This is a genomic window from Priestia sp. FSL W8-0524, from assembly GCF_038005965.1.
Lineage (GTDB): Bacteria > Bacillota > Bacilli > Bacillales > Bacillaceae_H > Priestia > Priestia zanthoxyli.
The window spans coordinates 4,548,578-4,562,500 of record NZ_JBBOUG010000001.1 but is presented as its reverse complement, the minus strand read 5'-3'; the positions used below and the strand labels follow the sequence as shown (position 1 = coordinate 4,562,500).

The following is a 13,923-nucleotide window of genomic DNA, read 5'->3' as shown; positions in this document are numbered from 1 at the left end:
ACCGAATGCCTAAGGTTTCCTGAGGAAGGCTCGTCCGCTCAGGGTTAGTCGGGACCTAAGCCGAGGCTGAAAAGCGTAGGCGATGGCCAACAGGTTGATATTCCTGTACCACCTCCCCGCCGTTTGAGTAATGGGGGGACGCAGTAGGATAGGGTAAGCGCGCTGCTGGATATGCGCGTTCAAGCAGTTAGGCTGATGAGTAGGCAAATCCGCTCATCATAAAGGCTGAGCTGTGATGACGAGGGAATTATAGTACCGAAGTTCCTGATTCCACACTGCCAAGAAAAGCCTCTAGCGAGGCGGGAGGTGCCCGTACCGCAAACCGACACAGGTAGGCGAGGAGAGAATCCTAAGGTGATCGAGAGAACTCTCGTTAAGGAACTCGGCAAAATGACCCCGTAACTTCGGGAGAAGGGGTGCTCTGGTAGGGTGTATAGCCCGAGAGAGCCGCAGTGAATAGGCCCAGGCGACTGTTTAGCAAAAACACAGGTCTCTGCGAAGCCGCAAGGCGAAGTATAGGGGCTGACGCCTGCCCGGTGCTGGAAGGTTAAGAGGAGGGGTTATCCTTTGGGAGAAGCTCTGAATCGAAGCCCCAGTAAACGGCGGCCGTAACTATAACGGTCCTAAGGTAGCGAAATTCCTTGTCGGGTAAGTTCCGACCCGCACGAAAGGCGTAACGATCTGGGCACTGTCTCAACGAGAGACTCGGTGAAATTATAGTACCTGTGAAGATGCAGGTTACCCGCGACAGGACGGAAAGACCCCGTGGAGCTTTACTGTAGCCTGATATTGAATTTTGGTACAGCTTGTACAGGATAGGTAGGAGCCTGAGAAGCCGGAGCGCTAGCTTCGGTGGAGGCGTCGGTGGGATACTACCCTGGCTGTATTGAAATTCTAACCCGCGGCCCTGATCGGGCCGGGAGACAGTGTCAGGTGGGCAGTTTGACTGGGGCGGTCGCCTCCTAAAATGTAACGGAGGCGCCCAAAGGTTCCCTCAGAATGGTTGGAAATCATTCGTAGAGTGTAAAGGCACAAGGGAGCTTGACTGCGAGACCTACAAGTCGAGCAGGGACGAAAGTCGGGCTTAGTGATCCGGTGGTTCCGCATGGAAGGGCCATCGCTCAACGGATAAAAGCTACCCCGGGGATAACAGGCTTATCTCCCCCAAGAGTCCACATCGACGGGGAGGTTTGGCACCTCGATGTCGGCTCATCGCATCCTGGGGCTGTAGTCGGTCCCAAGGGTTGGGCTGTTCGCCCATTAAAGCGGTACGCGAGCTGGGTTCAGAACGTCGTGAGACAGTTCGGTCCCTATCCGTCGTGGGCGTAGGAAATTTGAGAGGAGCTGTCCTTAGTACGAGAGGACCGGGATGGACACACCGCTGGTGTACCAGTTGTCTTGCCAAAGGCATCGCTGGGTAGCTATGTGTGGACGGGATAAGTGCTGAAAGCATCTAAGCATGAAGCCCCCCTCAAGATGAGATTTCCCATAGCGCAAGCTAGTAAGATCCCTGAAAGATGATCAGGTTGATAGGTCAGAGGTGGAAGCGTGGCGACATGTGTAGCTGACTGATACTAATCGATCGAGGACTTAACCAAACTTTAAAAGTGTAAGCTTTACTCAGCAAACTGTTATCTAGTTTTGAAAGAATAAATCTTTCGAAAAAAAGTATTGCTTTCTTTATATAATAGTGTATAATATAATATGTCTGGTGGCGATAGCGAAGAGGTCACACCCGTTCCCATACCGAACACGGAAGTTAAGCTCTTTAGCGCCAATGGTAGTTGGGACTTTGTCCCTGTGAGAGTAGGACGTTGCCAGGCTTTTATATCGGAGGATTAGCTCAGCTGGGAGAGCACCTGCCTTACAAGCAGGGGGTCGGCGGTTCGATCCCGTCATCCTCCATCATCGACTATTTAAGTCAGAGATTGCACGCCGGTGTAGCTCAATTGGTAGAGCAACTGACTTGTAATCAGTAGGTTGGGGGTTCAAGTCCTCTTGCCGGCACCATTTTTTTCGAGCCATTAGCTCAGTTGGTAGAGCATCTGACTTTTAATCAGAGGGTCGAAGGTTCGAGTCCTTCATGGCTCACCATTTAATATTCACACGCGGGTGTGGCGGAATTGGCAGACGCGCTAGACTTAGGATCTAGTGTCTTACGACGTGGGGGTTCAAGTCCCTTCACCCGCATCTTTACTTAATTTCATATATGCGCGGAAGTAGTTCAGTGGTAGAACACCACCTTGCCAAGGTGGGGGTCGCGAGTTCGAACCTCGTCTTCCGCTCCACGTATATAAGTCCTGCCGGGGTGGTGGAATTGGCAGACACACAGGACTTAAAATCCTGCGGTAGGTGACTACCGTGCCGGTTCAAGTCCGGCCCTCGGCACCATTTTAATAAGCGCCCGTAGCTCAATTGGATAGAGCGTTTGACTACGGATCAAAAGGTTAGGGGTTCGACTCCTCTCGGGCGCGCCATAAACGGGAAGTAGCTCAGCTTGGTAGAGCACTTGGTTTGGGACCAAGGGGTCGCAGGTTCGAATCCTGTCTTCCCGACCATTTATGGGGCCTTAGCTCAGCTGGGAGAGCGCCTGCCTTGCACGCAGGAGGTCAGCGGTTCGATCCCGCTAGGCTCCACCAATGAAATTAAATAATTGTAACGAATAATATGGCGGTGTAGCTCAGCTGGCTAGAGCGTACGGTTCATACCCGTGAGGTCGTGGGTTCGACTCCCTCCGCCGCTACCATATAAGTTACATTTGTTATAAATATACGGAGGAATACCCAAGTCCGGCTGAAGGGATCGGTCTTGAAAACCGACAGGGGTGTTAAAGCCCGCGGGGGTTCGAATCCCTCTTCCTCCGCCATTTATTTATATCATATTCATATCATCGCGGGGTGGAGCAGTTCGGTAGCTCGTCGGGCTCATAACCCGAAGGTCGCAGGTTCAAATCCTGTCCCCGCAACCAAAGTGGTCCCGTGGTGTAGCGGTTAACATGCCTGCCTGTCACGCAGGAGATCGCGGGTTCGATTCCCGTCGGGACCGCCATTTTGTTTGGCTCGGTAGCTCAGTTGGTAGAGCAAAGGACTGAAAATCCTTGTGTCGGCGGTTCGATTCCGTCCCGAGCCACCATTTTAAGACGGCGATTGTGGCGAAGTGGTTAACGCACCGGATTGTGGTTCCGGCATTCGTGGGTTCGATTCCCATCAGTCGCCCCATCTTAAGTAACGCGGGTGTAGTTTAGTGGTAAAACCTCAGCCTTCCAAGCTGATGTCGTGAGTTCGATTCTCATCACCCGCTCCAAATAATGGGCCTATAGCTCAGCTGGTTAGAGCGCACGCCTGATAAGCGTGAGGTCGGTGGTTCGAGTCCACTTAGGCCCACCATATTCCACAGTAGCTCAGTGGTAGAGCTATCGGCTGTTAACCGATCGGTCGTAGGTTCGAGTCCTACCTGTGGAGCCATACGGAGAAGTACTCAAGTGGCTGAAGAGGCGCCCCTGCTAAGGGTGTAGGTCGTGTAAGCGGCGCGAGGGTTCAAATCCCTCCTTCTCCGCCAGTCGTTTTAAATTTAAATATGGCCCGTTGGTCAAGCGGTTAAGACACCGCCCTTTCACGGCGGTAACACGGGTTCGAATCCCGTACGGGTCATCTTAAAAAGGTTTGCATATATGCAAACCTTTTTTTATTTGCGCTTTTTTAAAGATTAAGTAAACAGGAATAATAGTTAGGAATAATTACCATGAATTTTCAGAATAAAAAGTAAGTTTTAAGCAGGATTTTCCCTATATCATATGGAATTATTCATAAAGTAATAAAGTATGAAGAGTATGGAATAAAGAGTAATTTTAAAGAACATTTATTCTATTATATTTGTAGAAAAGGTTTATGTTTTTACTATAAAAGGGAATGAGTGGTAAGAAGCGTATATTATGTGCGTATATTATGTTTGAAGTTAAAGGGGTGGCAAAAGTGAATCTAGCGGTTCAGCCTACTGAATTTGATGTTCATTTGTATCACGAAGGAAACTTATTTCGCAGTTACTCTATTTTCGGTGCGCATCAGGTAACGGTAGAAGGAATTGAAGGCGTACGATTTTGCGTGTGGGCACCTCATGCAAAGGGTGTAAGCGTTGTAGGTGATTTTAATAAATGGAACGGTTTTCAACATTCAATGGTTAAAGTTAATGAAGAAGGTATTTGGATGACATTTATCCCTGAATTAGAACAAGGGACTATTTATAAATATGAAATCATCACACAAAGCAATCAAAAAAAATTAAAAGCAGATCCATACGCTTTCTTCAGTGAAGTGCGTCCAAACACTGCGTCTATTGTTTACTCATTGGATGGGTACAAATGGAACGACCAATATTGGCGTAGAAAGAAAAAACAGCAAAATATATATGAAAGACCACTGTGTATTTACGAGCTGCATGCAGGGTCTTGGAGGACTCATGAAGATGGCAGCCTTTATACATACAGTGAATTAGCACAGGAGCTTATTCCTTATATTGCTGAACAAGGTTTTACACATATTGAGTTATTACCAGTCATTGAGCATCCGCTCGACCGATCCTGGGGATATCAAGGAACTGGATACTATTCTGCTACCAGTCGATACGGTACACCTAAAGAGTTGATGAACTTTATAGATGAGTGTCATCAAAATAATATAGGCGTTCTTTTAGACTGGGTACCCGGGCATTTTTGTAAGGATGAACATGGTCTGTATATGTTCGATGGAGAACCTACTTATGAATACAAAAAAGAACCCGACCGTGAAAACTATGTTTGGGGAACAGCTAATTTCGATTTAGGCAAGCCTGAAGTACAAAGTTTTCTCATTTCGAACGCTTTGTTTTGGTTGGAGTACTTCCACATAGATGGATTTCGAGTAGATGCTGTAGCTAATATGCTTTATTGGCAAAATTCTTCTGGAAAAGCAGTAAATGATGGAGCTGTCAGCTTCTTAAAAAAATTGAATGAAGCTGTTTTTAAATCTGATGAAACGATATTAATGATGGCAGAAGATTCAACGGATTGGCCCCTTGTTACAGCACCTACGTATGAGGGCGGTTTAGGCTTTAATTATAAGTGGAACATGGGATGGATGAATGACGTTTTAACGTACATGGAAGCTGGAGTGGAAAGACGTCCCTATCTTCACGATAAAATGACCTTTTCACTAATGTATGCGTTTAACGAAAACTTTATTTTGCCGCTTTCTCATGATGAAGTCGTACATGGGAAAAAATCATTGCTTAATAAGATGCCAGGTGATTACTGGCGCAAGTTTGCACAGCTTCGACTGCTATATGGATATTTCTTTGCACACCCTGGAAAAAAGCTTTTATTTATGGGCGGAGAGTTTGGCCAATTTGATGAGTGGAAAGATTTAGAAGAGTTAGACTGGATGCTTTATGACTTTGACATGCATCGCAATCTTAACGGATATATGAAGGATCTCATCAAGATTTATAAAAGAAGCAAGCCTTTATATGAATTAGACCATAATCCAGATGGATTTGAATGGATTGATGTTAACAATCATCATCAACAAATTTTCTCCTTTATTCGCAAGTCGAAAGAAAATCAGGAGATTTTTATAGTTGTTAGCAATTTTTCTGAGCATCCATATCATTCTTACAAAGTTGGAGTTCCAGTTGAGACAGAGTACATTGAAGTTATTAACAGTGATGACGAAGTGTACGGCGGTTCAGGCATTGTAAATAAAAAGGCATTAAAATCAGTGGATGAATCGTTTCACGGTCAACCTTTTTGCATTGAAATGAATATTCCGCCGTTTGGCATTAGTATACTACGAGCAAAGAGAAAACGAGGGGAGAGAAAACAACATGTTAAAAAAGAAATGCGTAGCGATGTTATTGGCAGGAGGAAAAGGTAGTCGGCTAAGTTCGCTTACAAAAAATCTAGCAAAGCCAGCTGTACCATTTGGTGGTAAGTATCGAATTATTGATTTTGCTTTAAGTAATTGTACAAATTCAGGTATTGAAACAGTGGGTGTATTAACACAATATCAACCGCTAGTTCTCAATTCATACATTGGAATTGGAAGCGCTTGGGATTTGGACCGACGGAATGGTGGCGTCACAGTATTGCCTCCATACGCGGAGTCAGATGGAGTAAAGTGGTATAAAGGCACGGCTAGCGCTATTTATGAAAATTTAAACTATTTGACACAATATGATCCTGAGTACGTACTGATTCTATCAGGTGATCACATTTATAAAATGAACTATGAAAATATGCTTGATTATCATATAAACAAAGAAGCAGATGTAACGATTTCTGTTATTGAAGTACCTTGGGAAGAAGCGAGCCGTTTTGGTATTTTAAATACAAATAGTGACCTAGATGTAATGGAGTTCGATGAAAAGCCACAGCGTCCTAAAAATAATCTAGCTTCTATGGGGATTTATATTTTTAAATGGAGTATTTTAAAAGAATATTTAGAAATGGATGCACGCAATCCATACTCAAGCCATGATTTTGGTAAAGATGTTATTCCGCTTTTACTAGATGAAAAGAAAAAGCTAATTGCATATCCATTCCAAGGTTATTGGAAAGATGTAGGAACTGTAAAAAGCTTATGGGAAGCGAATATGGATTTGTTATGTGATAAAGACGAGCTTAATTTATTTGACTCTTCATGGAAAGTATACTCTGTTAACCCTAATCAGCCTCCTCAATATATTGCGCCAAACGCCTGCGTGGTGGAGTCATTAGTAAATGAAGGGTGCGTTGTCGAAGGAAACGTAGAGCAGTCCGTGTTATTTCCAGGTGTACAAATCGGTTCAGGTTCTGAAGTTAAGAAAACGGTTGTCATGCCTACTGCAAAGATAGGCTCTAACGTATATATTGAAAACGCAATTGTTCCATCGGACATTGAAGTTCCAGACGGTACTATCATTCGACCGACCAAAGGAAGCGAAGAAGTAATTCTTGTTACTCAAGAATTGATTGAATCAGTTGCTAAATGCATTTAACGAACAGAGAGGATGAACGACATTGAATAATCAAATGCTTGGTATTATTGATGCTTGTACAAACACAACAGCGCTGCAGCCTTTAACCTTTTATAGATCGATTGCTGCCATTCCTTTTGCAGGGCGCTATCGATTAATCGATTTTACGCTTTCTAATATGGTGAACTCTGGAATTTCGAGCGTTGCCATTTTTCCTCGTGATCGCTATCGCGCATTGATGGATCATATAGGTTCAGGAAAAGAATGGGATTTGGATCGGAAGCGAGATGGATTGTTTATCTTCCCTCCTATGACAAGTGATTTACACTTAGAGAGTCCATCACTATTCACGCAGTTCCGTTATCATATTGATTATTTCTTAAGAAGTAAGCAGGAATACGTATTAATTGCTAATAGTTATACGATATGTACAGTTGACTTTGAGCACGTGCTGCAGCGTCATATTGCTTCAAATGCAGATATTACTGAAATGAAGCAGGGTGATAAATCGCTTAATATGTATATTATTAATAAATCTATTCTAGTTAATATTTTGCAAAATGAATCGCATGATTTTTATACGATTAAAGAAATGGTTCGATATATGGCACAATCTCATCGTGTAGAAAAGTACGAACACCACGGATATACGGCTGAGATTTCTAGCTTAGATGCCTACTATAAAACAAGTATGGAAATTTTATCTCCAGATGTTTGGAAGCAGTTATTTATCAACGAACGTCCTGTTTTCACTAAAGTAAAAGATGAACCGCCTACTCGTTACGCAAAAAAAGCGGTTGTGAAAAACTCAATGATCGCAAACGGGTGCGTGATTGAAGGACATGTGGAAAATAGTATTATCTTCCGAGGCGTTAAAATTGGAAAAGGTACGGTCGTTAAGAATAGCATTGTGATGCAAAAAGGCGTTATTTTAGAAAATAGTGTATTAGAAAATGTTGTTTTAGACAAAGATGTGAAAATAGGAAGTAATGAAACGTTGCTAGGTGAGTCAGGTCTACCTAGAGTCATTGCTAAAGGAACAACTCAAGGAGCGTTGATGAAGTCGTGAATGTATTATTTGCTGTATCAGAATGTGTACCTTTTATTAAAACAGGAGGATTAGCAGACGTAGCAGGTGCCCTGCCTAAAGAATTAAAAAAGTTAGGAACGAACGTATGTGTAGTCATGCCAAAGTACGGAACCATTCCTCAACATTATCAAGATGAAATGGTGCTTGAAAAAGTTATTCATGTGCAGGTTGGGTGGAGAAGACAGTACTGTGGGATTGAATCGTTAACAATGGATGGCGTTAAATATATTTTCATTGATAATGAATATTATTTTAAAAGAGATAGCTTATATGGGCACTACGATGACGCTGAACGATTTGCTTTCTTCAGCAGAGCTGTGCTTGAAGCTATCCCATTTTTAGAGAATGAGCCTGATATCATTCATTGTCACGACTGGCATACGGCTATGATTCCATTTTTACTTCGTGCTAATTATGATATGTATGATCATATCCAGACGGTCTTTACGATTCATAACTTGCAATTCCAAGGAATTTTCCCTAAAAGCAATTTATATGAGCTATTAAATTTAAATGATTATTATTTTACTACAAGCCAGCTCGAGTTTTATGGGAATATTAATTTTATGAAAGCGGCTCTTGTATCAGCTGATAAAATTACCACGGTAAGTCCTACATATCGAGATGAAATTCAAATGCCCTATTACGGAGAAAGTTTAGATGGATTATTGCGTCAGCGAAATCAAGATTTAATTGGGATTGTAAATGGAATCGATGAAGAAGCTTATAGCCCAGACGCAGATCAGCTTATATCTTATCCTTATTCTGTAGAAGAGATTGAAGGAAAATATAAAAATAAAAAAGAGCTCCAGCGCTATCTTGAATTAGAGGAAAATAAGGATGTTCCAATTATTTCGATGGTTACAAGGTTAACCCAGCAGAAGGGATTGGATTTAGTCAAGCACGTTTTCCATGAGACGGTTAACTTAGGAGCCCAAATTGTTATTTTAGGAACTGGCGAACACGAGTTTGAGCAGTTTTTCCGTGAGATGGAAGATACGTACCCGCAACAAGTAAAAGCCATTATTGGTTTTAATGAGGAACTTGCTCATAAAGTTTATGCCGGTACGGATTTATTTTTAATGCCTTCCCGTTTTGAGCCTTGCGGACTCGGACAATTAATAGCCTTAAAGTATGGAACCATTCCAGTCGTGCGTGAAACGGGCGGCCTGAATGACACGGTTAAAGCTTATAATGAATATAGCGGAGAGGGAAATGGCTTCTCTTTTAAGAATTATAATGCTCATGACATGCTTCATACGTTAGAAAGAGCTGTTTCATTTTATCACCAGAAAGATGTATGGAAAAAATTAATGATGGATGCTATGAGTCAGGATTATAGCTGGGGGCAATCGGCATTTAAATATAATCAATTGTATTCAAATTTGACATCTACTCCATCGTGAAAGGGTGAGCAGATTGTTCTCTGATAAAAAAAGCTTTCAAGAGGCTTTTTTAAAAAAGCTGGAAATGACATATGGAAAGAGCTTTAAAGAATCTACTGTTCAAGATCACTATCATACATTAGGAAATATGGTGCGAGAGTATATTAGCAGCGATTGGATTTCAACCAATGAAATTCATAGGTCTTCACATACAAAGCAAGTGTATTATCTTTCTATCGAATTTTTATTAGGCAGACTGTTGGGTCAAAATCTGTTGAACTTAGGAATTCGGGAAGTTGTAAAAGAAGGATTAAGTGATCTGAATATTTCACTTGAAAATATTGAGGAAATCGAAGTAGACGCAGGATTAGGAAACGGGGGATTAGGCAGGCTTGCTGCTTGTTTTTTAGATTCTCTTGCTTCACTTAATCTTCCTGGTCACGGTTATGGGATTCGCTATAAACACGGTTTGTTTGATCAAAAGATTGTAAACGGCTTTCAAATTGAGCTCCCAGAACAATGGTTAAGGCATGGGAATTCATGGGAAGTACGCAAATTAGATCAAGCAATCGAAGTGAACTTTTGGGGCGAAGTTGAAATGGTACAGGAAGACGGAACATTCTCTTTTCGTCATGTAAAAGGAGAACCCGTCTCTGCTGTTCCTTATGACATCCCGGTTATCGGGTATAAAACAGATACAGTGAATACACTTCGCCTTTGGAATGCGGAGCCTTCATCATTTCCAGTACATAAAGATGTGATGGAGTATAAGCGTCAAACAGAGGCTGTATCAGAATTTTTATATCCGGATGATACACATGAAGATGGTAAAATATTAAGGTTGAAACAGCAATATTTTCTTGTGTCAGCTAGCTTACAAAGTATTATCAGAGCACATCGAAATACCTATCAAACACTTACAAACTTTCACGAAAAAGTAGCCATTCATATTAACGATACGCATCCTGTACTTGCGATTCCTGAGCTAATGAGAATTTTACTGGATGAAGAAAAAATGGAATGGGAAGATGCATGGCATATTACGTCCAATACCATTTCATACACAAACCATACGACTCTTTCTGAAGCCCTTGAGAAATGGCCGATTGATTTATTTCAACCCTTGCTTCCACGAGTGTATATGATTATTGAAGAAATTAATGAGCGCTTTTGTAAAGAATTATGGGAAGCATATCCAGGAGACTGGCAGCGGATTGAAAATATGGCTATTTTAGCGCACGGGCTAGTAAAGATGGCTCATTTAGCAATTGTGGGAAGTTATAAAGTAAACGGCGTGGCAAAGATTCATACTGATATTTTAAAAGAACGAGAAATGAAAGATTTTTATCAGTTTTATCCTGCTAAATTTAACAATAAAACGAATGGAATTACCCACCGGCGCTGGTTGTTAAAAGCTAACCCGCAGCTTTCCTCTCTTATTACCGAGGTGATAGGAGATAAATGGATTAAACAGCCGCATTCTCTTATAAAGCTCCAAGAGTATGTGGAAGATCCAAGCTTTTTACAAGGACTAAAAACAGTAAAACAACAGCGTAAAAAGCTGCTTGCCGATATTATTCAAGAGCAAACGGGAATTAAAATAGATTCACATTCTATTTTTGATGTACAGGTTAAAAGGCTTCATGCTTATAAAAGACAGCTTTTAAATGTACTGCACATTATGTATTTGTACAATCGATTAAAAGAAGACCCTAATTTTCAAATCGTGCCTCGTACATTTATTTTTGGTGCGAAAGCTTCTCCCGGCTATTATTATGCAAAAAAAGTCATCAAGCTAATTAATTCTGTAGCTGATGTTGTCAATCATGATCCACAAACATCACCGTTTTTAAAAGTCGTTTTTTTAGAAAACTATCGAGTGTCACTTGCTGAGTATATCTTTCCTGCAGCGGATGTCAGCGAACAGATTTCAACCGCCAGCAAAGAAGCTTCGGGAACGGGAAATATGAAATTCATGATGAACGGAGCGTTAACTCTTGGTACGATGGACGGAGCGAACGTCGAAATTAGCGAGGCAGTAGGAAAAGATAATGTCTTTATTTTTGGGTTAAAAGCCGAAGAAGTATTGAGCTATCAGCAAAATGGAGGATACCGTGCCTATGATTATTACCATCATGATAAGCGGATTCGACAAGTGCTCGAGCAGCTTACAAACGGCTTCTTACCTGACACATATGACTTATTCGAGCCTATATATGATTCATTATTAATGCAAAATGATGAATACTACGTACTCCGTGACTTTGACTCATACGTTACGGCACAGCAAAAAGTAAACGAAGCTTATGGAAATGAAAATAAATGGCTTCAAATGAGTGCGACGAACATTGCACATTCCGGCTTTTTTTCTAGTGACCGAACGATTGAGGAATATGCATCTGATATTTGGGGAATTCATTCCACTAAAAATTTATTAAATCAATAAATAAAAAAGGTGTAGTCAACGACTACACCTTTTTTATTTTATCTGTTGTCACCGTTTAAGAAATCACCTAAAGAACCAAGGATACTGCCTTCACCTTTACCTCCCGTTGGTGAAACTGCACTTGATAAAACGCGATCGGCTAGTCGACTAAAAGGAAGAGATTGAATCCAAACTGTTCCCGGTCCTGACAGAGTAGCAAAAAACATGCCTTCTCCTCCAAACAGAGCTGTTTTAATTTTCCCTACATATTCGATGTTGTAATTTACATCACGGGTCATGGCCACTAAACAGCCAGTATCCACACGAAGGCGTTCACCCGGCTGCAGCTGTCTCTTATGAATGGTGCCGCCTGCATGCAAAAATGCGAGACCATTGCCTTCTAATTTTTGCATAATAAAACCTTCACCGCCAAAGAAGCCAGTTCCTAGTTTTTTTTGAAAGTCAATACCAACGGATACGCCTTTGGCAGCGCATAAAAAGGAGCTTTTTTGACAAATAATTTTATGATCGAGCTGCTCTAAATCGACAGGAATAATCTTACCTGGAAAAGGTGAAGCGAAAGATACTTTTCGCTTGTGATATCCGTTATTTGTATATACCGTCATAAATAAACTTTCACCAGTTAATACGCGTTTCCCAGCACCTTTTAGTTTATTAAAAAGTCCGCTGCTGTTGGAGGAAGAACCGTCACCAAAAATGGTTTCCATCTCAATATCATCTTCCATCATCATCATTCCTCCAGCTTCTGCTATCACACTTTCTGAAGGATCTAATTCAATTTCAACAAACTGCATGTCATCTCCATACAATTTATAATCAATTTCATGTGCATTCATTATGTTCACCTCATTATTAATTCTAATCTCCTATTCATTCGATGTCATCTCCCATAGCTCCTACTAAAAATAGAAAAAAGAGTAGTATGAAGAACTACTCCTTTTCAGTGTATGGATCTTTCTCATAGGCCGGTAAATCTCCAAATATGGTCATCGTACCTTCTTCATCCAGTGCATTTTCATATCGCTCATGCTCTTTTGAAGGGTAAATAGGAAGAGGCTGTCCATATAAATCGGTAGCGGCAAAGTTTTCATAATCTTCAACGTACCCAATAGCTTCATCCGCCTCAATATAGGTTTCACTATAGTTAGACGTATCTTCTATAAAATCAGAAGGAGATTCAGACGTCCCGTAACGCGCAACGTCTTGCCAAGAATCTTCTGCGTCGTATCCTGTCGTCTCGGTATCGTCATAGTCGTATTGACCAAATGGGTGATGGAGAACATTTTCTTCTACAGGTCTGTGCTTTGGAATATCCTGTGATGGGCTATGTTCTCTACAGTATAAAGTAGTTGGTACAGCCTGAAGTCTTTCAAACGAGATATCTGCTCCACATACTTTGCATGTTCCATACGTGCTGTGAGCGATTGCCTGCAGTGCTTCTTCTATTTCATGTAGCTCTTGTTTTGCATGTTCATTTAGTGCAAGGTCTTTTTCACGCTCGTATGTTTCTGTGGCTGTGTCACCAGGGTGGTTATCGTAGCTTGAAAGTTCTCCTACAGCATCGTGAGCGTCGCTTCGAGTTAGACCAAAATGATCATTTTGATCAAAGTGCGATTGAATATCAGCCTGCTGCTGCTGTAAATTTTGTTTTAACTGACTGATTTCTTGTTTTGAAAGTGTCATGAAGCTCCCCCTTAAAAATTTAGTGTGCTTTTGTAGTATGTGTTAAAAATTCAAAAAAACACGATTCATATTAGGAGGATTTGGGGTATTCATGAAGCTAAGAGAGAAATGCAGTGGAAAATTAAAGAAAGGTAAAGGTTATAGAAAAGGGTATGATAAAAATAACGTTCTTGAGGGCTAAAGAGTACTAAATAGATCATAAAGATTTTTTTATTGGTTTACTGAAAAGGCGTAATTTAGACAAGCGAAATTAATTTTTGCTCATGAATCGCGATGCTAGATTTTTTTGAACTGAAAGTTTATAATAAGTTAGTTACAGACTTAAGAAAAAA

The 13,923-nt window shown here is 41.3% G+C and carries 7 protein-coding genes, 20 tRNA genes and 2 rRNA genes (1 of these 29 running past the window's edge); 27 read left to right on the top strand and 2 right to left on the bottom strand.

Going from position 1 to position 13,923, the window contains the following annotated elements; genetic code table 11:
• From NST66_RS23875 to NST66_RS23745, 27 genes are all read left to right on the top strand, one after another.
• Positions 1–1,598, top strand: a 23S ribosomal RNA gene (locus NST66_RS23875); it begins 1,338 nt to the left of the window's first position.
• Between the two features lie 109 nt (positions 1,599–1,707).
• Positions 1,708–1,823, top strand: a 5S ribosomal RNA gene (gene rrf, locus NST66_RS23870).
• Positions 1,824–1,832: 9 nt separating this feature from the next.
• Positions 1,833–1,905: transfer RNA gene (locus NST66_RS23865), tRNA-Val, on the top strand.
• Between the two features lie 29 nt (positions 1,906–1,934).
• Positions 1,935–2,010, top strand: a tRNA-Thr gene (locus NST66_RS23860).
• An 8-nt stretch (positions 2,011–2,018) separates the two neighbouring features.
• A tRNA-Lys gene (locus tag NST66_RS23855) sits at positions 2,019–2,094 on the top strand.
• A gap of 14 nt (positions 2,095–2,108) precedes the next feature.
• Positions 2,109–2,190 (top strand) — tRNA-Leu (locus NST66_RS23850).
• 23 nt (positions 2,191–2,213) lie between these two features.
• Positions 2,214–2,288: transfer RNA gene (locus tag NST66_RS23845), tRNA-Gly, on the top strand.
• A gap of 14 nt (positions 2,289–2,302) precedes the next feature.
• Positions 2,303–2,391: transfer RNA gene (locus NST66_RS23840), tRNA-Leu, on the top strand.
• A 9-nt stretch (positions 2,392–2,400) separates the two neighbouring features.
• Positions 2,401–2,477 (top strand) — tRNA-Arg (locus NST66_RS23835).
• A 4-nt stretch (positions 2,478–2,481) separates the two neighbouring features.
• A tRNA-Pro gene (locus tag NST66_RS23830) sits at positions 2,482–2,558 on the top strand.
• 5 nt (positions 2,559–2,563) lie between these two features.
• A tRNA-Ala gene (locus NST66_RS23825) sits at positions 2,564–2,639 on the top strand.
• A 30-nt stretch (positions 2,640–2,669) separates the two neighbouring features.
• A tRNA-Met gene (locus NST66_RS23820) sits at positions 2,670–2,746 on the top strand.
• A gap of 27 nt (positions 2,747–2,773) precedes the next feature.
• Positions 2,774–2,866: transfer RNA gene (locus NST66_RS23815), tRNA-Ser, on the top strand.
• A 25-nt stretch (positions 2,867–2,891) separates the two neighbouring features.
• A tRNA-Met gene (locus tag NST66_RS23810) sits at positions 2,892–2,968 on the top strand.
• Positions 2,969–2,972: 4 nt separating this feature from the next.
• Positions 2,973–3,048: transfer RNA gene (locus tag NST66_RS23805), tRNA-Asp, on the top strand.
• An 8-nt stretch (positions 3,049–3,056) separates the two neighbouring features.
• Positions 3,057–3,132 (top strand) — tRNA-Phe (locus tag NST66_RS23800).
• A 10-nt stretch (positions 3,133–3,142) separates the two neighbouring features.
• Positions 3,143–3,218: transfer RNA gene (locus NST66_RS23795), tRNA-His, on the top strand.
• Positions 3,219–3,229: 11 nt separating this feature from the next.
• Positions 3,230–3,303: transfer RNA gene (locus tag NST66_RS23790), tRNA-Gly, on the top strand.
• A 6-nt stretch (positions 3,304–3,309) separates the two neighbouring features.
• Positions 3,310–3,386: transfer RNA gene (locus NST66_RS23785), tRNA-Ile, on the top strand.
• A 3-nt stretch (positions 3,387–3,389) separates the two neighbouring features.
• A tRNA-Asn gene (locus NST66_RS23780) sits at positions 3,390–3,464 on the top strand.
• Between the two features lie 3 nt (positions 3,465–3,467).
• Positions 3,468–3,558: transfer RNA gene (locus NST66_RS23775), tRNA-Ser, on the top strand.
• Positions 3,559–3,578: 20 nt separating this feature from the next.
• Positions 3,579–3,650 (top strand) — tRNA-Glu (locus tag NST66_RS23770).
• A 294-nt stretch (positions 3,651–3,944) separates the two neighbouring features.
• Positions 3,945–5,906, top strand: coding sequence for a 1,4-alpha-glucan branching protein GlgB (glgB, locus tag NST66_RS23765; RefSeq protein WP_033579577.1), 1,962 nt, complete (start codon positions 3,945–3,947; stop codon positions 5,904–5,906).
• Positions 5,857–7,008 (top strand): glucose-1-phosphate adenylyltransferase, encoded by a 1,152-nt coding sequence (locus NST66_RS23760; RefSeq protein ID WP_016765788.1) that lies wholly within the window; start codon positions 5,857–5,859, stop codon positions 7,006–7,008. Before glgB ends, NST66_RS23760 begins: the two co-directional genes overlap by 50 nt.
• Before the next feature lie 22 nt (positions 7,009–7,030).
• Positions 7,031–8,056, top strand: a complete 1,026-nt coding sequence (locus tag NST66_RS23755) for a glucose-1-phosphate adenylyltransferase family protein (protein ID WP_025750736.1) — start codon at positions 7,031–7,033, stop codon at positions 8,054–8,056.
• The gene (gene glgA, locus NST66_RS23750; RefSeq protein WP_033579578.1) at positions 8,053–9,483 is read left to right on the top strand and encodes a glycogen synthase GlgA; all 1,431 of its coding nucleotides are present in this window, start codon (positions 8,053–8,055) and stop codon (positions 9,481–9,483) included. The genes NST66_RS23755 and glgA overlap by 4 nt, the downstream gene beginning before the upstream one ends.
• Positions 9,484–9,496: 13 nt before the next feature.
• Positions 9,497–11,908 carry a glycogen/starch/alpha-glucan phosphorylase gene (locus NST66_RS23745; protein WP_028411871.1) on the top strand — a complete coding sequence of 804 codons (2,412 nt, stop codon included), beginning with the start codon at positions 9,497–9,499 and terminating at the stop codon, positions 11,906–11,908.
• 38 nt (positions 11,909–11,946) lie between these two features.
• Here NST66_RS23745 and NST66_RS23740 read toward each other — a convergent pair whose 3' ends face one another.
• Both NST66_RS23740 and NST66_RS23735 read right to left on the bottom strand, forming a co-directional pair.
• On the bottom strand, positions 11,947–12,744 hold the full coding sequence (locus tag NST66_RS23740) for a TIGR00266 family protein (RefSeq protein WP_013059569.1): 798 nt from the start codon (positions 12,742–12,744) through the stop codon (positions 11,947–11,949).
• 94 nt (positions 12,745–12,838) lie between these two features.
• Entirely contained in the window at positions 12,839–13,591 is a 753-nt protein-coding gene (locus NST66_RS23735) for a TraR/DksA C4-type zinc finger protein (protein WP_013059568.1), read from the bottom strand.
• Between the last annotated feature and the right edge of the window lie 332 nt (positions 13,592–13,923).

Coding starts and splice junctions, on each gene's coding strand:
- NST66_RS23735 (WP_013059568.1), bottom strand. CDS start 13,591: ATGACACTTTCAAAACAAGAAATCAGTCAGTTAAAACAAAATTTACAG.
- NST66_RS23760 (WP_016765788.1), top strand. CDS start 5,857: ATGTTAAAAAAGAAATGCGTAGCGATGTTATTGGCAGGAGGAAAAGGT.
- NST66_RS23740 (WP_013059569.1), bottom strand. CDS start 12,744: ATGAATGCACATGAAATTGATTATAAATTGTATGGAGATGACATGCAG.
- glgB (WP_033579577.1), top strand. CDS start 3,945: ATGTTTGAAGTTAAAGGGGTGGCAAAAGTGAATCTAGCGGTTCAGCCT.